At 74.2% G+C, this 17,875-nt stretch carries 19 protein-coding genes; 11 read left to right on the top strand and 8 right to left on the bottom strand.

The genetic code is table 11. From position 1 onward, the window contains the following. Positions 1-15: 15 nt before the first annotated feature. Complete coding sequence (locus FB382_RS11160; RefSeq protein ID WP_182539158.1) at positions 16-798, bottom strand: transglycosylase SLT domain-containing protein; 783 nt, start codon at positions 796-798, stop codon at positions 16-18. A gap of 166 nt (positions 799-964) precedes the next feature. Between FB382_RS11160 and FB382_RS11155 the strand changes: the two genes are divergently transcribed. Genes FB382_RS11155 through FB382_RS11145 form a run of 3 tightly spaced genes read left to right on the top strand, consistent with a single transcriptional unit; the run spans position 965 to position 2,223 of the window. After that, a complete protein-coding gene (locus tag FB382_RS11155; protein ID WP_125038650.1) occupies positions 965-1,336 on the top strand; it encodes an Rv2175c family DNA-binding protein in 372 nt (123 codons plus the stop codon). A 12-nt stretch (positions 1,337-1,348) separates the two neighbouring features. Then, the gene (locus tag FB382_RS11150; RefSeq protein ID WP_182539156.1) at positions 1,349-1,804 is read left to right on the top strand and encodes a guanyl-specific ribonuclease; all 456 of its coding nucleotides are present in this window, start codon (positions 1,349-1,351) and stop codon (positions 1,802-1,804) included. Then, positions 1,801-2,223, top strand: coding sequence for a barstar family protein (locus FB382_RS11145; RefSeq protein WP_182539154.1), 423 nt, complete (start codon positions 1,801-1,803; stop codon positions 2,221-2,223). The genes FB382_RS11150 and FB382_RS11145 overlap by 4 nt, the downstream gene beginning before the upstream one ends. A gap of 12 nt (positions 2,224-2,235) precedes the next feature. Here FB382_RS11145 and FB382_RS11140 read toward each other — a convergent pair whose 3' ends face one another. Both FB382_RS11140 and FB382_RS11135 read right to left on the bottom strand, forming a co-directional pair. Beyond that, entirely contained in the window at positions 2,236-2,793 is a 558-nt protein-coding gene (locus FB382_RS11140) for a protein-L-isoaspartate O-methyltransferase family protein (RefSeq protein ID WP_182539152.1), read from the bottom strand. Positions 2,794-2,846: 53 nt separating this feature from the next. Beyond that, positions 2,847-3,923 (bottom strand): polyprenyl synthetase family protein, encoded by a 1,077-nt coding sequence (locus FB382_RS11135; RefSeq protein ID WP_343055566.1) that lies wholly within the window; start codon positions 3,921-3,923, stop codon positions 2,847-2,849. Between the two features lie 64 nt (positions 3,924-3,987). On the opposite strand from FB382_RS11135, the gene metF reads away from it, so the two are divergent. Further along, entirely contained in the window at positions 3,988-4,878 is an 891-nt protein-coding gene (metF, locus tag FB382_RS11130) for a methylenetetrahydrofolate reductase [NAD(P)H] (protein WP_182539148.1), read from the top strand. Positions 4,879-4,896: 18 nt separating this feature from the next. On the opposite strand, the gene FB382_RS11125 is transcribed toward metF, so the two are convergent. From FB382_RS11125 to FB382_RS11110, 4 genes are read right to left on the bottom strand one after another with little or no spacing between them, the layout of a single operon-like run. Further along, entirely contained in the window at positions 4,897-6,195 is a 1,299-nt protein-coding gene (locus FB382_RS11125; RefSeq protein ID WP_182539146.1) for a phytoene desaturase family protein, read from the bottom strand. Between the two features lie 10 nt (positions 6,196-6,205). Then, entirely contained in the window at positions 6,206-6,793 is a 588-nt protein-coding gene (locus FB382_RS11120; RefSeq protein ID WP_125038643.1) for a DUF4126 domain-containing protein, read from the bottom strand. Positions 6,794-6,796: 3 nt separating this feature from the next. Further along, positions 6,797-7,153 carry an ArsC/Spx/MgsR family protein gene (locus FB382_RS11115; protein ID WP_182539145.1) on the bottom strand — a complete coding sequence of 119 codons (357 nt, stop codon included), beginning with the start codon at positions 7,151-7,153 and terminating at the stop codon, positions 6,797-6,799. Continuing rightward, on the bottom strand, positions 7,153-7,626 hold the full coding sequence (locus tag FB382_RS11110; RefSeq protein ID WP_182539143.1) for a YbaK/EbsC family protein: 474 nt from the start codon (positions 7,624-7,626) through the stop codon (positions 7,153-7,155). Before FB382_RS11110 ends, FB382_RS11115 begins: the two co-directional genes overlap by 1 nt. Before the next feature lie 82 nt (positions 7,627-7,708). Between FB382_RS11110 and FB382_RS11105 the strand changes: the two genes are divergently transcribed. After that, positions 7,709-8,179, top strand: coding sequence for a hypothetical protein (locus FB382_RS11105; protein ID WP_182539142.1), 471 nt, complete (start codon positions 7,709-7,711; stop codon positions 8,177-8,179). On the opposite strand, the gene FB382_RS11100 is transcribed toward FB382_RS11105, so the two are convergent. Then, positions 8,122-9,471: an MFS transporter gene (locus tag FB382_RS11100; RefSeq protein WP_182539140.1), complete on the bottom strand. Its 1,350-nt coding sequence runs from the start codon at positions 9,469-9,471 to the stop codon at positions 8,122-8,124. The two genes, FB382_RS11105 and FB382_RS11100, sit on opposite strands and share 58 nt — an antisense overlap. Before the next feature lie 209 nt (positions 9,472-9,680). Here FB382_RS11100 and FB382_RS11095 point away from each other — a divergent pair, with 209 nt between their 5' ends. The 6 genes from FB382_RS11095 to dinB all read left to right on the top strand — a co-directional run bounded on the left by FB382_RS11095 (position 9,681) and on the right by dinB (position 17,721). Then, the gene (locus tag FB382_RS11095) at positions 9,681-10,070 is read left to right on the top strand and encodes a DUF6504 family protein (RefSeq protein ID WP_182539138.1); all 390 of its coding nucleotides are present in this window, start codon (positions 9,681-9,683) and stop codon (positions 10,068-10,070) included. A 12-nt stretch (positions 10,071-10,082) separates the two neighbouring features. Next, positions 10,083-10,541 (top strand): SAV_6107 family HEPN domain-containing protein, encoded by a 459-nt coding sequence (locus FB382_RS11090; RefSeq protein ID WP_182539136.1) that lies wholly within the window; start codon positions 10,083-10,085, stop codon positions 10,539-10,541. A gap of 57 nt (positions 10,542-10,598) precedes the next feature. Beyond that, positions 10,599-11,768: an endonuclease gene (locus FB382_RS11085; protein WP_182539134.1), complete on the top strand. Its 1,170-nt coding sequence runs from the start codon at positions 10,599-10,601 to the stop codon at positions 11,766-11,768. Positions 11,769-11,862: 94 nt separating this feature from the next. Continuing rightward, complete coding sequence (locus FB382_RS11080; protein ID WP_182539131.1) at positions 11,863-15,699, top strand: DNA polymerase III subunit alpha; 3,837 nt, start codon at positions 11,863-11,865, stop codon at positions 15,697-15,699. 43 nt (positions 15,700-15,742) lie between these two features. Further along, complete coding sequence (locus FB382_RS11075) at positions 15,743-16,501, top strand: class I SAM-dependent methyltransferase (RefSeq protein ID WP_182539129.1); 759 nt, start codon at positions 15,743-15,745, stop codon at positions 16,499-16,501. Positions 16,502-16,524: 23 nt separating this feature from the next. Continuing rightward, positions 16,525-17,721, top strand: coding sequence for a DNA polymerase IV (gene dinB / locus FB382_RS11070; RefSeq protein ID WP_182539128.1), 1,197 nt, complete (start codon positions 16,525-16,527; stop codon positions 17,719-17,721). Positions 17,722-17,875 lie beyond the last annotated feature (154 nt).

Below are 17,875 nucleotides of genomic sequence, written 5' to 3'. Positions count from 1 at the left end.
GTGTCAGGTGGCGCGTCAGACGGGCGGGCGACCCGCCTCGAGACGGTCGCGGATCGCGAGCACGTTGCGGACGTAGGGGCGGCTCTCGGCGTAGATGCCGTGCGCCCGGACGGCACCGAGGCCCTGGTAGTACGCCGCCACCGCTCGACGCGTCCGGGTCGTCTCGTCGAGCAGGACGTCCAGCAGCCGCACCCCGGCCGTGACGTTGTCGCGCAGGCGGTGCAGCCGGAGCGGGCGGCCCTCGTAGAGCGACATCCACGCGCCGGTGCCCGGCAGCACCTGCATGGCGCCGATCGCTCCTGCCTCGGACCGCAGGCCCATCCGCCAGCCCGATTCCTGCCAGGCCACGGCCAGGGCGAGCTGCGGGTCGACTCCCTGGGCGGCGGCGGTGCGGGCCACCACGCGGCGTACGGCGGAGCGGGCGTGGTGGTGCGTCCGCTGGGCGTGGTGGGCGTGGTGGGCGTGGTGAGCGTGGTGGTGGCGGGGGACCGCCGCCACGACGACCGGGATGACGAGCCGCTGCCCGACGTCGAGGTGGGCATCGCGGCCCAGGTGGTTGCGGGCGATCACCTCGTCGGTCCAGGCGTGGAAGCGGACGGCCAGCCCGGTGGCGGTCTCGCCGGGCCGGACCCGGTGCTCGACGAGGCGGCGCGCGTCGCTGCCCGACCCTGCCGAGGAGTGCGCGAGGGCCAGGGCTGTGGTGGACAGCAGCAGGGCGGCCAGCGCACCGGCGCCCAGCACGCCGGTGAGGACCGACGCGACGAGCTGGCGGCAGAGGGACATGTGGTCGGAGGTCATGCGACTCCTGACACCGGGGCGGGGCCGGACCCCGAGTGGTCCGGCGGGGAAGTCCGCCGACGGAGTCGTCGACGCTACCCGCGCCGGCTGCTGTGACTCAAGGGACGCACGGGGCGTGGCGTGTCGCCGGTTTCGCGGGACACCCGGCAGGTGGAACCATGGCCCCATGACCGAGCCACGCCCTGCCGACACCGACCTCGCGACCCTGGTCCCCGACTGGATCGACTGGGCGGCCGCCGCGCAGGAGCTGGGCGTCACCGTGGCCAAGGTGCGCACCATGATCCGCGAGCACGAGCTCGCCGCCGCGGTGCCGACGCCCGGTGCGGGCCAGCAGATCCCTGCCGACTTCATCCAGGACGGCCTGGTCGTCAAGGGCCTCCCGGGGCTGCTCACGATGCTCCACGACGGCCACTACGACGACCGAGAGTGCATCGCGTGGCTCTTCACCGACCTCGACCTGCCGGGTCGCCCGATCGACGCGCTGCGGGAGAACCGCGGCTCGGAGGTCAAGCGGCGTGCGCAGGCCATGAGCCTCTGAGCTGAGGGAGCGATGAGGAGCGACGAGCGGGGCCGCACGACCGGAGCCGCCGCGCTCGGCCTCGCGCTGCTCCTCGCGGTCGGCATCTGGCTGGTCTCCGGGCGCGACCCCGGCACCTCGACGGCGACCTCGCCGGACCCGACCCCGTCGGCGGGCGCCACCAGCGACCCCGGCACCGACCCCGCCAGCGGACTGCCGTACGTCGCTGCCGCCGACCTCCCGCCCGAGGCGCGCGACGTGTTGCGCCGGATCGACGCGGGCGGCCCGTTCGCCTACGACGAGGACGGCGGCACCTTCGGCAACTTCGAGGGCCTGCTGCCCGACCACGACGGCGGCTACTACGCGGAGTACACCGTCGACACCCCCGGCTCCGACGACCGCGGCGCCCGCCGGATCGTGGCCGGCGACGGGGGAGAGCTCTACTGGACCGCCGACCACTACGCGTCGTTCGCCAGGATCCGGCGATGAGCGGCCTGGCCGCCGTCCTGGCCCGCCACGTCCCGCCCGGCATCGCACGCTGGCACGGTGCCTTCGAGGTCGACGACGTGCGGCACACCGTCGAGGTGGCCGGCTGGCGGTTCGCGCACTACGACGGCTGGGGCGACGAGTCCAAGGCCGAGTTCCTGCGCGGGATCGGCGCGGCCCTGGCGTTCCCGGACCACTACGGCCAGAACTTCGACGCGCTGGCGGACTGCCTGCTCGACGTCGCCGGCGACACCGTCCTGCTCTGGGACGGCTGGGGCCCGTTCGCCCGGGCCGACGAGCGGGCGTTCTCGGTCGCCCTGACCGTCCTCGGCACCCGCGTCAACGCCGAGCGCGGCGGGTCGTTCGCGGTGCTGCTGCGCGGGGCCGGGCCGGACCTCCCGGGCGTGCCCAGCCTCGACTGACCGTCGGGTGGGTCAGCGCAGCGGCACGAACCGGTAGTGCCCGTGCCAGCTCGTGACGACCTCCTCGCCCACCCGCACCACCAGCGTCATCAGGCCGGCCACCGGGAGCACCATCCGGCCCTCCTCGCCGAGCTGGTCGAGCAGCGCCTGCGGCACCTCCCGGGCCTCGGCCGACACCAGCACCCGGTCGTACGGCGCCTCCGCGGGCCGGCCGAGCGTCCCGGGCTCGGCCTGGTGGATGTCGGCCCACGTGAACCGCGTCCGGCGCAGGTTCGCCCGGCCCCAGAGCACCAGGGCCGGCTCGAGCTCGACGCCGATGACGGTCCCGGTGGGGCCGACGAGGTGCCCGAGCAGGGCGGTGGTCCAGCCGGAGCCGGACCCGACGTCGAGGACCCGCTGGCCGGGCCGGACGTCGAGGAGCCGCAGCATCGCCTCGACGGTCCGGGGCTGGGAGTTGGTCTGCCCGTGGCCGATCAGGATCGGTGCGTCGAGGTCGGCGCGCCACTGCGAGGCCGGCGGGAGGAACCCGGCCCGCGGGACGGCCTCGAAGGCGGAGGACACCGCGTCCATGCTTCGAGTGTCACCCCCGGAGGGCGCCCGGACCAGCCGGTCAGACCAGCCGGTCAGACCACCCGGTCGGTCGCGGCCGAGGCGAGCTCGCGCAGCACCGCGCGGGCGTGTTCGTCGACGTCGGCCTTGTCGAGCGCGGCCACCGCGTGGCCGGCGAGCTCGGTGATGACGGCCTCGACGGAGGCGTGCGCGCCGGAGCCGTCGATGACCGAGCGCAGCCGGGCGACGGTGGCCGCGTCGAGCGACGTACCGAGGGAGCGGTCGAGGAGCGCCGCGTCCTCGGCGTCGGCGGCGTCGAGCGCGAGCGCGACCAGGACGGTGCGCTTGCCCTCGATCAGGTCGTCGCCGGCGGGCTTGCCGGTGGTCTCCGGGTCGCCGAACACGCCGAGCAGGTCGTCGCGCAGCTGGAACGCCTCGCCCAGCGGGAGGCCGAACGCGGTGAGCGCGGCCATCTCGTCGGGACCCGCGCCGGCGAGCGCGGCGCCGATGTGGAGGGGGCGCTCGATGGAGTACTTGGCGGACTTGTAGCGCAGCACCGTCATGGCAGTGCCGACATCGGCGCGCCCGCGGGCCTGCACGGACACGTCGAGGAACTGCCCGGCGATCACCTCGGAGCGGCAGCGGTCGAAGACGTCGAGCGCGGGTGCCACCTGGGTGAGCGGCAGGCCGCAGTTGCGCAGCAGCTCGTCGGACCAGCTCAGCAGCAGGTCGCCGAGCAGGATCGCCGCGGCCCCGCCGTACTGCTCGGGGTCGCCGCGCCAGCCGGCCGCACCGTGGTCGGACTCGAACTTCCGGTGCGTCGCGGGCCGGCCGCGGCGGGTGTCGGAGGCGTCCATGAGGTCGTCGTGGACCAGGGCGCTGGCGTGCAGCAGCTCGAGCGCCGCGCAGGCGCGGACCAGGGCGTCCTCGTCCGCGGGCGAGGGGTCGATCGCGTGGAATCCCCAGTAGCAGAAGGCCGCCCGGAAGCGCTTGCCCCCGCGCACCGAGACCCGGGCCTCCTCGATCAGCCGGGCCGCGTCGTCGCCGAGCGCGGCGAGCCGGGCGGCCTGCTCGTCGAGGAAGGAGTCGAGGGCGGACTGGACGCGCTCGCGGAACCCGGCGCTGTCCCAACCACTCCCCGTCTGCGTCACGCCGACGAGACTAGTCAGTGGACAACGCCCGTCCCCGCCCACCCCCGTCCCTAGACTTCCGGCCATGGGAACCGGACGTGGACGCAGCATGGCCGAGCTCATCGGCGGCGGGGAGCGGTCGTTCTCCTTCGAGTTCTTCCCGCCCAAGGACGCCGAGGGCGAGGAGCGGCTGTGGCGCGCGATCGCCGCCCTGGAGCCTTACCAGCCGACGTTCGTCTCGGTGACGTACGGCGCGGGCGGGTCGACCCGCGACTCGACCGTGCGGATCACGAGCCGGATCGCGCACGAGACCTCCCTGACCCCGATGGCGCACCTCACCTGCGTCGGTCACACCCGCGAGGAGCTCGAGTGCATCCTCGACACCTACGCCGAGGCGGGGGTGCACCACGTCATGGCCCTGCGCGGCGACCCGGAGGGCGGCCCGCGGGGGGAGTGGACGCCGACCCCCGGCGGACTGACCCACGCCGACGAGCTGGTCGCGCTCGCGCACCGGCGCGGTGACTTCCGCATCGGCGTCGCGGCGTTCCCCGAGGGGCACCCCTCGGCGAAGTCGCTGGACCACGACGCCGACGTGCTGGTCGCCAAGGCGCGAGCGGGTGCGGAGTTCGCGGTGACCCAGATGTTCTTCCGCGCCGCGGACTACTTCGCCCTCGTCGAGCGGGTGCGCGACCGCGGCGTCGACATCCCGATCGTGCCGGGCATCATGCCGATCCTGAACCTCAGCGCCATCCGCCGCCAGGGCGAGCTGATCGGCGCCGAGGTGCCGGCCGAGGTCGTCGAGCGGATCTCCGCGCACGACGGCGACGCCGCCGCGGTCCGCGCCGAGGGCATCGCCGTCGCCGCCGAGCTGTGCGAGGAGCTGCTCGAGGGCGGGGCGCCCGGGCTGCACTTCTACACGCTCAACTTCTCCAAGGCGACGCTGGAGATCTTCGCGGCGCTCAACGTCACCTGCTGAAGCGGCGTCGGCAGTGACTCACGCCGGCCCGATCGCCTGCGCCACCAGCGCCGCCGACAGCCCCACGTAGGGCAGCCCGCCGCCCGGGGTCGCGTGCGCGCCGGCCGCATAGACGCCGGGCACCGGCGTCGTCGGCCCCAGCCGCTGCCGGACGGTCGCGCGGCCCTGCCACAGCACGCCGTGCGGTGAGCCGCCCCACTCCTCGACCAGCTGCCGCGGCGTGCGGTCGAGGCGCACCACGACGTTCTTGCGTACGTCGATCTCCTCGCGCGCGAGGGCCCGCAGCAGGTCCTCGGCCAGCCGGCCGCGGCCGTGCACGGTCCAGGCCGCGCAGCCGTCGGGAGCCCGGCCGCCAGTGCGCACGACCAGCAGCGGGTCGCCGTGCACCACGACCTCGTGCGGCAGGTCGGGCACGTCGCCCTCGAGCCCGAGGTAGGAGACCACCGGCGGGATGGCCGGCATCGTGCGGACCACGTGCGGGGCGAGCGCCGGCAGTCGCCGCGGGTCGACCGCACACACGACGGCGTCGGCCGCGATCTCGCCCGCGTCGGTCGCGACGGCCACGGCCCGCCCGCCGCGCAGCACGATGTCGCGCACGTCGGTCCCGGTCAGCACGGTCACCTGGCGGGTCACGAGCCGCTCGGCGAGCGCCGTACCGAGTCGCGGCATGCCGCCCTCGACGGTCCAGCAGCCGAAGCGTTGCTCGAGGTAGGACACCAGCCCGGCCCAGGCCGGGACGTTGCGCAGGTCGTGCCCCTCGGCGACGAAGGGGTGCCCGGCCACCAGCCGCAGCCGCTCGTCCTTGAACGTCTTGCGCAGCCTCTTGTGCAGCACCTCGCGGCTGTCCAGGCGCGCGGCCACGTCGCGGGGGAGCGCGTCCGGCGTCCACGGCTGCTCGAAGTAGCCGCGGCGCAGCACCTCCCAGTCATCGGCGTACGACGCCACGTGGTCGGCCCAGCGCAGCCCCAGGCCCGGCTCGAGCTCGTCGAACGCCGCGATCTGCGCGGCCCGGGACCCGCCCGGCAGCCGGACGGACGTGCCGTCGTCGAAGCGGTGCTCGCGCACGACCTGGTGCTGCACCAGCTCCAGCTCGCGCTCCAGCGGCCGGCCGGACTTGCGGAACAGGTCGCGCACCACCGCCGGCATCACCGTGGCCGTCGGGCCGGCGTCCCAGGCGAAGCCTTCCGAGGTCACCTCGGCGAGCGCGCCGCCCACCTGCGGCGAGCGCTCCACGAGCGTGACCTCGTGGCCGGTCTTGGCCAGCCGCACCGCCGATGCCAGGCCGCCGAAGCCACCGCCGACCACCACCACGCGCATGCGGTGGACCCTAGTGGGTCACCCGCGACCGCCTGGCCTGCCATCGCCGCCAGCCGCGGCGGACGAGCTTGGCGACGAACCACAGCATCAGCAGCCCGAGGGCGAGCAGCACCCCGGCGACGGCGGCCGCGGCCCGCGGGTGGTCGATGGCGAACCAGACCACGCCCAGCACCGCGACGTCCTCCAGGACGCTGGCGGTGATGTTGGTGACCGGCTCGGGGGAGGAGTTGATCGCGAGCCGGCCGCCCGCCTTGACCAGGTGGGAGGCCAGGGCGGTGCCGCCGCCGACCGAGCCCGCGACGGCCTGCTGCAGCGTGTCGGCGTCCCCCGCGAGCAGCACGCCGATCACTGCGCCCGCGGTCGGCCGGATCGCGGTCGACACGACGTCCCACGTCGAGTCGACGTAGGGGATCTTGTCGGCCACGAACTCGAACGCGTAGAGGAAGAACGCAACACCGAGCACGTCCCACCGGCCGAGCGCGTCGGGGATCTGCGGGGAGTCGCTGACCCGGTCGCCGATCCCGAGCACGAGGACGACGAGGTAGGTGTTGACGCCGCTGGCCCAGCCGCTCGAGAACACCAGGGGCAGCGAGTCCACCGCTCAGGCCTCCGCGGTGACGACGCGGTCGAGCGAGTCCGCGTCCCGGCCGATCACGGTGGTGCCGTCGGCGGCGGTGATGATCGGCCGCTGGATGGCGCGCGGGTGGGCGGCCAGCGCGGCCAGCCACTCGTCGCGGTGGGAGGCGTCGCGGGGGAGGTCGATCCCCTCCTCGGCGGCCTCCTTGTCGCGGGCCACGTCCCAGGGCTCGAGCCCCATGCGGGCCACGACCTCGCCGAGCTCGGCCGCCGTCGGCGGCTCGTCGAGGTAGCGGCGCACGGTGAAGTCCACGCCGGCCGCCTCCAGCTCGGAGACCGCGGTGCGGCACTTGGAGCAGGCGGGGTTGAGCCAGATCTCCATCACTCCACCTCCGTCACGGTCGCGCCGGTCATCGCGAGCAGCTCGTCGAAGGTGGTCGAGAACACGGCCGCGGGGTGGCCCGCGGCGGCCCACACCACGTCGTACCGCTGGAGCCACGGGTCGAGGTACGTCGGCACCGGCGCCGGGTGGCCGATGGGGGAGACCCCGCCGATGACCTGCCCGGTGTGCTCCCGGACGAACTCCGGCGTGGCCCGGGTGAGTGCCGCGACCCCGATCCGCTCCGCCACCTTGGCCGTGTCGACCCGGTGGGCGCCGGAGGTCAGGATCAGCACCGGCGCGCCGCCGGCATCGAAGAGGAGGCTGTTGGCGATCGCGCCGACCTCGCAGCCGAGGGCCTGCGCCGCGAGTGCGGCCGTGTGGACCGAGTCGGGCAGAATGACCACCTCACCGGCGCCGTCCCGGCGGCGGTGCTCGTCTCGAAATAGCGTGATCGTCGGGTGCTCGCTGGTCATGGAGCGACCCTAGCGAGACCGTTGTGCCCCTGGGCAGCGAGACTGGTGGGGCAGATCGGGGGATCGCCCGGAAGGAGTTCGCATGAGTCGGCAGCAGCCGCAGTCGGTGACCAACGCGGTCCGGGTCCTGCTCGGACAGGTCGCCCTGAGCGGCCTGACCGCCGTCCTGACCGTGGTGTTCAAGGACGAGCTGGTGGACTCCTGGGCCTCCGGGCGCGACGAGCTCAGCACCACCGTCCAGCCGCCGGCGTTCGTGCCGGTCGCGATCGTGCTGTTCTTCGTGTTCGCCGGGCTGGCGGGGGTGCTGATCGCGTTCTTCCGCGAGGGCCACAACTGGGCCCGCCTCTCGCTCACCGCCCTCGTCGCCTTCATGGCGATGGCCACCCTGGCCGGCCTCCGGACGAGCCCGCCGACCCTGTTCCTGGTGCTCTCGCTGGTCGCGGTGGTGCTCGACGCGGCGCTGCTGTTCTTCATGTGGCACCGCGACACCAGCCGCTACATCCGCGGCGCCTGGCTGGCCACCCACTCCCCGGAGTCCTCCACCCGCTCCTGACTCTCCCGGGCCCGCAGCGACACCAGCACCAGGCCGCCGGCGAGCACGTAGCCCACGCCCTGGCAGGCCAGCACCGGGATGATCCCGACGCGCTCGCCGAGGAACCCGGCGGTCGCCGTCCCGGCCACGACCGCGACGGTCCCCGCCAGCGTGACCAGGCTGAAGACCCGGCCGCGCTCCGCGTCGGTGGTGTGCCGCTGCACCAGGGTCATCAGCCCGGCTCCGCAGGCGGCCCCGGGGATGCCGACCAGGACCATGCCGAGGACCGCCGGCCACACCGCGTCGTACGTCGTGGGGTAGACGAAGATCGCCAGGTCGACGCAACCGAACAGCACCGAACCGACGCCCAGCAGCAGGGCCGGTGACCACCGGCTGGCCAGGCTCGCCACCACCAGGCCGCCGAGGAGACCGCCGACGGCCTGCACGCCGCTGATCACGCCGTACACCTGGCCGCTGCCGTGCAGCTCGTCGCGGACGAAGGGCGCGAAGAGCGTGCCCATGACCCCCTCGCCGGTCTGGGTGATGAGCAGGTAGACCATCAGCACCCGGATCGTCCGCTCCCGGGCGGCCGCCCGCAGCCCGCCGCGGAGGTCGGTGCCGAAGCCGCTGAGCAGGCCGGTGACCGCGCCAGTGACGGGGCCCGTGGCCGGCTCGTCCTCGGTCTCGGTCCCGGGGGTGGTGCGGCCGCTGGTGCGGATCGCCGCGACCAGGAGCGCGGCCACCACGAACGTGACCGCGTCGGCGGCGGCGACCGCCGGGACGCCGCCCACCGCGGCCGCGACGCCGCCGAGCCCGCCGCCGAGCAGCCGGGCGACCTGCCGGGCCTGGCCGTTGAGGACGTTGGCGGTCACCAGGTCGCCGTCGGCGACGAGGCGGGGGAGGAAGGCCTGCTCGGCGGGGGCGAAGAACACCTCGACGACCGACTGTCCGACCAGCACCAGGTAGACCAGCCACACCCGCTCGGCGTCGGTGACCAGCAGCAGCGGGGTGAGCCCGGCGGCCATCACCAGGTTGGCGACCAGCATGGTCCGGCGGCGGTCCCAGCGGTCCACGAGCACGCCGGCCAGCGGCCCCGCCACGACCTGGGGCAGGAAGGCCGCCAGCAGCGTCACCGCCGAGGCCATCGTGGAGCCTGTGAGGTCGTAGACGGCGTAGGCGAGGCCGACGCCCAGGATCCAGTCGCCGCCCTGCGAGACCACGTTGGCCCCGAGCAGGAGCCGCAGGTCGCGGTGGGTGCGCAGGAGCAGGTAGGGCGCCCGGAGGTCCCGGGGCGGACGCTGAGGTGATGTCATGGTGACACCGTAGTGACGTCTGAATGATGTCGCAATGACATCACGCATTTTCATTCCTTGACGGACTGTCCGTGGCGGGGTGTACCGTTCGTGGTGTTCGAACACGCGTTCGAACATCACTCGGCAGGGGCGACCTCGACCCCCGTCCCTGCCGGGTCCGGGGGTCGACCGGTGCAGTGCGGTGCCTGCTGTGGAGAGAGGACGACCAGGTGAGGCGGTACGACGACCCTGTCGAGGTGCGCAAGGGCTGGGTGACCGGCGTGGAGGCGCCCGAGCAGTTCCTGTGGCACGGACGGTTGTGGAAGGTGCGGGCGGTGCTCGCCCACTGGGTGGAGACGGCGCCGTGGTGGCAGTCCTCGGGCGTCCGGGCGGTGATCGGCTCCGACGAGCCGGACCGGCCGGACCGGCCGGGGCGGTCGGGGCAGCCCGGGGGACCGGGCCCGGCCACGCACGGCAGCTCGGCGCTGGCCGCCGACCTGCTCGTCGAGCGCGAGCTGTGGCGGGTGGAGGCCGGCCGCGGCTCCGACGGGGGCGGCGTCTTCGACCTCTCCTTCGACTGGAGCGACGGCCACTGGCAGCTCGTCGGCTGCGAGGACTGAGAGGTGACCGTGGTGAATGCTCCCAACCCCTACGCTCCCAACCCCTACGCCCTGCCCGCGACCACCCACTCCTACCTCGCCCGGGCGGCGGAGTCGCTGAGCGAGGCGATCGGAGCCCACGAGGTGCCGACCCGCTACGCCTGCGCCCACGTCGCCGCGCTCCGGGCCGCGGCGGCCCTGCTGGCCGCCCGCGCCCATCCGGCGCCCCAGCGGCGACGCCCCCAGAAGAACGCCTGGGTGCTGCTGGCCGAGGTGGCTCCCGAGCTGGAGGAGTGGGCCCGGTTCTTCGCCGCCGGCGCCGGCAAGCGGGCCGCGGCCGAGGCCGGCTCGACGCGGGCCGTCAGCGAGCGCGAGGCCGACGACCTGGTCCGCGACGCCGACCGGTTCCTGGCCGTCGTGGAGGCCTCGCTGGGGCTGGTCCCGCACGCCCAGGCCCACCGAAGTTCGGTGGTGACGCGGGCCGTCGGCTGACCCTGGGTTGGGGCTCCGTGCCCGCGTCGCGGGCCTCACGAATCGGAGTCGTCCTCCATGCACCTCATTCTCGGGTTGCGTCGCCGTCGCGCGTCGCTGGTGCTGTCCCTGCTCCTCCTCATCCCGCTGTCGGCCGCGGTCGGCGCTCCCGCCCAGGCGGCCGCGCCGATCACGGTCGCCACTGCGCGGGCCACCCAGAACGGCTCGTCCGCCACCGTCCGCGGCTACGTCGTGGGCCAGCCGACGTCCTCGACCACCGTGGTCACCAGCGGCTTCCCCAACGACTACGCGCTGGCGCTGGCCGACGCGCCCGGTGTCACCGACACCAGCCAGATGCTCTACGTCCAGATTCCCAGCGCCTTCCGGGCAGCCTGGGGGCTCCGGAGCAACCCGTCGCTGCTCGGCAAGCAGATCGATGTCACCGGCACGCTCGCCGCCTACTTCTCCCGGCCGGGCCTGACCTCCGGCACGGCCTTCGCCCTCGCGGGCGGCGGCTCGGGTGGCGGGGGAGGCGGTGCCGGTGGCGGTACGACCGCCTACGACACGACGTACTGGAAGAACGCCGTCGGCAAGACCGGCACGACCCTGGAGTCCTCGCTGCACACGATCATCTCCACGGGCGTCACCAAGCTGACCTACGACCAGGTCTGGAACGCCCTCAAGGTCACCGACCGCGACCCGGCCAACGCCGCCCACGTGCTCTGCATCTACAGCGGCTTCTCGCTGCCGGCCAGCGACAACGGCGGCGGCGTCGACCAGTGGAACCGCGAGCACGTCTGGGCCAAGTCCCACGGCGACTTCGGCACCGCCACCGGTCCCGGCACCGACCTGCACCACCTGCGTCCCGAGGACGTCACCGTCAACTCCGCCCGCGGCAACCTCGACTTCGACAACGGCGGCACCCAGAACGCCGAGGCGCCGGGCAACTACGCCGACGCCGACTCGTGGGAGCCGCGCGACGCCGTCAAGGGCGACGTGGCCCGGATGATCTTCTACATGGCGGTCCGCTACGACGGCGGCGACGGCTGGCCCGACCTCCAGGTCGACGACGTGGTCAACAACGGCACCGCGCCCTACCTCGGCCGGATCTCGGTGCTGCTCCAGTGGAACGCCCAGGACCCGCCCTCCTCGTTCGAGATGCACCGCAACGACGTGATCTACACCGACTACCAGTTCAACCGGAACCCCTTCGTCGACCACCCGGAGTGGGCCGACTCGATCTGGTGATCCGGTCCTGAAACGGTGTTAGGCTGGATGCGTTCGAACAACTGTTCGAACGCATCCAGCAGGGGTCGAGCCGGCTGAGAGGCGGTCCCACCCCGTGCCCGACCCGTTCCCCCATCTCCACGTGGCCTCCGGCTACTCGCTGCAATACGGCGCCTCGCACCCGCACACGCTCGTCGAGCGGGCGGTGGAGCAGGAGATGGACACCCTTGCGCTCACCGATCGCGACGGCACCTACGGCGCGGTGAAGTTCGCCAAGGCCTGCCTGTCCGGGGGAGTGCGGCCGGTGCTCGGGGTCGACCTCGCCCACCTCCCGACCCACGCAACGGACGTCCGGCGGCCCCGCACCCCCGTCCGGGGCGGGGCGTTCCGCGACCCGCGGCTGCCCCGGGTCACCTTCCTGGCCGCGGCCGGCGGGCCGGGCGGCGGCCGGGCCGGGTGGGCGGCGGTGTGCCGGCTGGTCTCGGCCACCCACCTCTCCGGCGAGCGCGGCACCCCCGTCCTCGACCTCGACCTGCTCGCCCGCGAGCTCGCCGGGCCGCTGGGCGCGGGGCAGCTGGTGGTGCTGCTCGGTCCCGGCTCGGAGGTGGGCGCGGCCGCGACCCGGCGCCGCGACGACCTGGCCGAGGCCGCCCTGGCGCGCTGGCGCGAGCTGGTCCCCGCCGAGAACCTCCTCGTCGAGCTGGTCTCCCACCGGCTCCCCGGCAGCCGGTCCGGCGGCGACTGGGGGCCCGGCACCACCCCACACGCCGCCCGGATGGCCGGCCTGGCCCGCCGGGCCGGCCTCGGCACGATCCTGTCCAACGCGGTTCGCTACGCCGACCGCCGCGACGCCCCCACCATCGACGTCCTCGACGCGGCCCGCCGGCTGGTCGCGCTCGGCTCCGCCGACCTGCGCCACGTCGGCCCCGACGCGTTCCGCGGCAACGCCGAGGGCTTCCTCAAGTCCGGCAAGCAGATGCAGGAGGTCGCCGAGGAGATCGCCCGGATGGCCGGCCTGGGCGACCCCGCCCGCGAGGCCCGGCAGCTGCTGGCCCGCACCCGCGCGGTCGCCGACCGGTGCGCCCTGGACCCGCGGGCCGACCTGGGCCTGGGTGAGGTGCACTTCCCCGAGTTCACCCTGTCCGGGGAAGGGGCGAGCGCCGACGTCCTGCTCCGCGCCCGCTGCGAGGGTGCGATCGGCGACCGCTATGGCTCGGCCCCGCGCCAGCGCATCTGGAAGCGGCTCGACGACGAGCTGGAGACGATCCGCACCCTGGGCTACGCCTCCTACTTCCTCACCGTCGGCGACGTCACCGACCTGATCCGGGAGATGGGGGTGCGGTGCGCGGCCCGCGGGTCGGGCGCCGGCAGCCTGGTCAACTACCTGCTCGGCATCTCCGGCGTCGACCCGATCCGCCACGGCCTGCTCATGGAGCGCTTCCTCTCCCCGCTGCGGCGGGCGCTGCCCGACATCGACGTCGACGTGGAGTCCGCACGCCGGCTCGAGGTCTACACCGCGATCCTCGACCAGTACGGCGGCGAGCGCTGCGTCTGCGTCTCGATGATGGACACCTACCGGGTCCGCCACGCCGTCCGCGACGTCGGCGCCGCGCTCGGCATGCCCCCGGGCGAGACCGACGCGATCGCCAAGGCCTTCCCGCACATCCGCGCCCGCGACGCCCGGGCCGCGCTGCGCGAGCTGCCCGAGCTGCGCGCCAGCGGCCTGGGGGAGGAGCGCCTCGACCTGATGTTCGGGCTGGTGGAGCGGCTCGACGGGCTGCCGCGCCACATCGCCGTGCACCCGTGCGGGGTGCTGCTCTCCGACGCCACCCTGCTCGACCGCACCCCCGTCGAGGCGTCGTACGCCGGCTTCCCGATGAGCCAGTTCGACAAGGACGACGTGGAGGACCTCGGGCTGCTCAAGTTCGACGTGCTCGGCATCCGGATGCAGTCCTCGATGGCGCACGCGCTCGCCGAGATCCAGCGGGTCGACGACGTCGTGGTCGACCTCGACGACGAGGAGCAGGTGCCCTTCGACGACCCCGCGACCTACGCGATGATCTCGGCCGCCAAGACCCTGGGCGTCTTCCAGATCGAGTCGCCGGGGCAGCGCGAGCTGGTCGGCAAGTCCGGCATCGAGAGCTTCGAGGACATCATCACCGACATCTCGCTGTTCCGGCCCGGGCCGGTCAAGAGCGACATGATCACCCCCTACCTCGAGGCCAAGCAGGGCTGGAAGGCGCCGGTCTACCTCCACGACGACCTGCGCCCGATCCTGGGGCAGACCCGGGGCGTGGTGGTCTTCCACGAGCAGGTCATCGAGATGATCGCGCGGTTCGCGCGGGTCTCCTACGCCGAGGCCGACGAGCGCCGCCGCGCGCTCGGCGACGTCGAGGGGATGGCCGAGACCAGGCTCTGGTTCTTCCCGCGCGCGCTCGCTCACGGCTACGCCCTCCGGGTGGTCGAGGACGTCTGGAAGGTCCTCGAGGCGTTCGCATCGTTCGGGTTCTGCAAGGCCCACGCAGCGGCGTTCGCGCTGCCGACCTACCAGTCCGCCTGGCTCAAGGCGCACTGGCCGGCCCACTTCATCGCCGGCCTCCTCACCCACGACCCCGGCATGTATCCCAAGCGCCTGATCCTCGACGACGCCCGCCAGCTCGGCATCGCCGTCCTCGGCCTCGACGTCAACACCAGCGAGCAGACCTACGTCGTGGAGAAGCTTCCGTCCCCGGTGGGCGAGCCTGCCGAGACCCCCTACGGCATCCGGCTGGCCCTGTCCGAGGTCAAGGGGATCAACGAGGGGGAGGTGCAGCGGATCGTCGCGGCCCGGCCCTACCACTCGCTCACCGACTTCTGGCACCGCGCGCGGGTCTCCCGGCCGATCGCCGAGCGGCTGGTGCTGGCCGGCGGGTTCGACTCCGTCTACGGCATCGGCACCACCTCCGACGGGGTCGGCCGGCGCGGCCGGGTCACCCGCCGCGACCTGCTCCTGCAGGTGGCCGAGCTCGACCGCCACGCCCGGGCCGTCGAGCGCGCCGGTCGCGGCCGCGGGCTGGCCGGCCGCCGGCCCGCCGCTGCGGCGGGCAGCGCCCCCGGCTCCCGGGCCCGGACCGTCGCCGACCAGGCCGCGGTCCGCAACAGCTCCGACCCGCTGGAGCGTGAGGCCGCGCCCAGCACCGAGCGGCACGCCCTGGCCGACCAGGGCGTGTGGGCGCGGGCCGCCGCGCAGTCGCGCGCCACCGCAGCCCCGCGGCCGGTCACCTCGGTCCAGCTCGCCCTCGACCTCGGCGACGAGCCCGGGGAGGGTGAGGTCTCCGGGCTCCCCGAGCTGTCCCCCCAGGAGCGGATGAACGCCGAGCTGGAGATCCTCGGGCTCGACGCGAGCCGGCACGTCGTCGAGACCTACGCGACCTTCCTGCGCCAGCTGGGCACCACCCGCAGCAGCGAGCTGCTCCAGCGCCGCAGCAAGTCCGAGCTCCTGGTCGCGGGGGTCAAGGTCGCCACCCAGACCCCGCCGATCCGCTCCGGCCGGCGGGTCATCTTCCTGACCCTCGACGACTCCACGGGGCCGGTCGACGCGACGTTCTTCGAGGACGCCCAGGGTCCCTACGCCGCCACCGTCTTCCACTCCTGGCTGCTCGTGGTCCGCGGCGAGCTGCGCCGCACCGGCCACCGGGGCGTCTCCCTGCGCGCCACCGGCTGCTGGGCGCTGCCCGAGCTGTTCGCCCTGTGGCAGTCCCACGGTGCCGGCGATGCCGGCATCGAGGCGGTCCGCGCCGCGATGGCCGTCCTGCCCGCGGGCTTCGGGGTCGAGGAGCCCGAGCACCGCCGGGTGCTGGTGCACTCCAGCGGCTTCCGGATGTCGCCCTACTCCGACATCAAGCCCGCCGGTGAGGAGACGAAGGACGTGGCCCGCAAGCTGTGGCACCGCAGCCCCGGGAGCGCAGGATGACTCACCGGACGACCGCCCCCCACCCGCCACTAGGGTGTGACGCATGCCAGCCAGCGACCGGCCCAGCGACCGTCCCAGCGACCGGCCCAGCGACCGGCCCAGCGAACGTCGGGGCGCCGCCCGCACCGCCGTGGTGTGGGAGGGCCTGCGCCCGGTCCTCGAGGACGTCGCCGCCCGCGACGTGCTCGACATCGGCGGCGGCACCGGCGGCTTCGCCGCCCGGGTCGCCGAGCTCGGCCACCGGGTCACCGTCGTCGACCCCAGCCCCGACGCGCTCGCCGCGCTCGACCGCCGGGCCCGCGAGCTCGGCGTCGAGGTCCGCGGCCAGCAGGGCGACCTGTCGACCCTGCTCGATGTCACCGGACCCGACAGTGCCGACGTGGTGCTCTGCCACGGCGTCCTCGAGGTGGTCGAGGACCCCGCCGCCGCGCTGGCCACGATCCGCGAGGTGCTCCGCCCCGGCGGCACCCTCAGCCTGCTGGTCGCCCAGCGGCACGCCGCCGTCATCGCGCGCGCCATGGCCGGCCACTTCCAGCAGGCCCTCGGCCTCCTCGACGCGACCGCGCCCACGGGCCGGGCGGGTCGCCGGTTCACCCACGACGAGATCGTCGGGCTGCTCGCCGGCGCCGGCTTCGCCCCGGCCTCGGTGCACGGCATCCGGGTCTTCGCCGACCTGGTCCCCGGCTCGCTGCTCGACCTCGAGCCCGGTGCCACCGCGTCCCTGGTCGAGCTCGAGCACGCCGTGGCCACCCGCCCCGAGTTCCACCCCCTCGCCGCGCAGCTGCACCTCATCGCGCAGTAGGGCCGGTCACCGAGGGGGTCACCATGGGTGACCGGTCCTCGGCCTGCTCGATCCTCCACGTCGACATGGACGCCTTCTACGCGTCCGTGGCGACCCGCGACCGTCCCGACCTGCAGGACGTCCCCGTGATCGTGGGCGGCGGTCACCGCGGCGTCGTGCTCTCGGCCAACTACCTCGCCCGCCAGTACGGCGTCCGCTCGGCGATGCCCAACACCCGGGCCCGGAGGCTGTGCCCGCAGGCGGTGGTCGTGCCGCCCGACTACGACCTGTTCGGCCAGGTGTCGTCCTCGGTGATGGAGAACTTCCGCCGGGTCACCCCGCTGGTCGAGGTGCTCTCGATGGACGAGGCGTTCCTCGACGTCCGCGGCTCGGTCCGGCGACTCGGCACGCCCCTGCAGATCGCCGAGCAGCTGCGCGCCACCGTCCACGACGAACAGGGCGTGACCTGCTCGGTCGGGGTGGCCTCCTCGGTCTCGGTCGCCAAGCTGGCCAGTCGCCGGGCGAAGCCCGACGGCGTGGTGGTCGTGCCGCCCGAGGAGGTCACCTCCTTCCTGCACCCCCTCGACGTGGGCGAGCTCTACGGCGTGGGGGAGAAGACCCAGGCGATGCTGCACCGGCTGGGGCTGATCACCGTCGGCGACGTCGCCCACACCCCGCTGCGCACCCTCCAGCGCGCGGTCGGCGAGGGCCTGGGCGCCCACCTCCACGCGCTGGCCTGGGGCACCGACCGGCGCGCGATCGTCGCGCGCAACGTCTCGGCCTTCGGCGGGGGCGACCCCGACAAGTCGATGGGCGCCCAGGAGACCTTCGGTCGCGACACCGACGACCGCGAGGTGATCCTGCGCGAGATGCTCCGGCTCACCGCCAAGGTCACCAGCCGGATGCGGGTCGCCGGCGTGGCCGGCCGCACCGTCGCGATCACGGTCCGCTTCGCCGACTTCACCACCATCACCCGCTCCCGGACCCTGCCCGAGGCGACCGACGTGACCCAGGAGATCTACCGCACCGCCACCGGCCTGTACGACGCCCTCGGCCTCCAGCGCGCCCGGCTGCGACTGGTCGGGGTGCGGGTCGAGGGCCTGGTCCCGCGCGGGACGGTCCACCGCCAGCTGGTGCTGGGCGAGCGCGAGCGGGGCTGGTCCGACGCCGACCGGGCCGTCGACCGGGTGACCCTGCGCTTCGGTTCCGCGGCCGTCCGGCCGGCCAGCCTGCTGTCCTGACGGTGCCGGACCCCGGCCCTGACCCCGCCCCAGCACCGGGCGACGAGACTCGTCCATCACTTCGGTGGTGAAATTCCACAACCCGCCTACCGAGATGCCCGGCCCCTGCCTAGACTTGACTGCACGGTAGCCACTTCGACACCTGTCGACGGGC

Source organism: Nocardioides ginsengisegetis, assembly GCF_014138045.1.
GTDB classification, from domain to species: domain Bacteria; phylum Actinomycetota; class Actinomycetes; order Propionibacteriales; family Nocardioidaceae; genus Nocardioides; species Nocardioides ginsengisegetis.
Note: the sequence above shows the minus strand (reverse complement) of the source record. Positions and strands in the feature narration are given on the sequence as shown.

What these genes read in the sequence shown, in the direction of transcription:
- FB382_RS11125 (WP_182539146.1), bottom strand. Translation starts at nt 6,195, where the DNA reads ATGCGCGTGGTGGTGGTCGGCGGTGGCTTCGGCGGCCTGGCATCGGCG.
- FB382_RS11155 (WP_125038650.1), top strand. Translation starts at nt 965, where the DNA reads ATGACCGAGCCACGCCCTGCCGACACCGACCTCGCGACCCTGGTCCCC.
- FB382_RS11105 (WP_182539142.1), top strand. Translation starts at nt 7,709, where the DNA reads ATGAGTCGGCAGCAGCCGCAGTCGGTGACCAACGCGGTCCGGGTCCTG.
- FB382_RS11140 (WP_182539152.1), bottom strand. Translation starts at nt 2,793, where the DNA reads ATGGACGCGGTGTCCTCCGCCTTCGAGGCCGTCCCGCGGGCCGGGTTC.
- FB382_RS11150 (WP_182539156.1), top strand. Translation starts at nt 1,349, where the DNA reads ATGAGGAGCGACGAGCGGGGCCGCACGACCGGAGCCGCCGCGCTCGGC.
- FB382_RS11085 (WP_182539134.1), top strand. Translation starts at nt 10,599, where the DNA reads ATGCACCTCATTCTCGGGTTGCGTCGCCGTCGCGCGTCGCTGGTGCTG.
- FB382_RS11115 (WP_182539145.1), bottom strand. Translation starts at nt 7,153, where the DNA reads ATGGAGATCTGGCTCAACCCCGCCTGCTCCAAGTGCCGCACCGCGGTC.
- dinB (WP_182539128.1), top strand. Translation starts at nt 16,525, where the DNA reads ATGGGTGACCGGTCCTCGGCCTGCTCGATCCTCCACGTCGACATGGAC.
- FB382_RS11100 (WP_182539140.1), bottom strand. Translation starts at nt 9,471, where the DNA reads ATGACATCACCTCAGCGTCCGCCCCGGGACCTCCGGGCGCCCTACCTG.
- FB382_RS11110 (WP_182539143.1), bottom strand. Translation starts at nt 7,626, where the DNA reads ATGACCAGCGAGCACCCGACGATCACGCTATTTCGAGACGAGCACCGC.
- metF (WP_182539148.1), top strand. Translation starts at nt 3,988, where the DNA reads ATGGGAACCGGACGTGGACGCAGCATGGCCGAGCTCATCGGCGGCGGG.
- FB382_RS11145 (WP_182539154.1), top strand. Translation starts at nt 1,801, where the DNA reads ATGAGCGGCCTGGCCGCCGTCCTGGCCCGCCACGTCCCGCCCGGCATC.
- FB382_RS11160 (WP_182539158.1), bottom strand. Translation starts at nt 798, where the DNA reads ATGACCTCCGACCACATGTCCCTCTGCCGCCAGCTCGTCGCGTCGGTC.
- FB382_RS11075 (WP_182539129.1), top strand. Translation starts at nt 15,743, where the DNA reads ATGCCAGCCAGCGACCGGCCCAGCGACCGTCCCAGCGACCGGCCCAGC.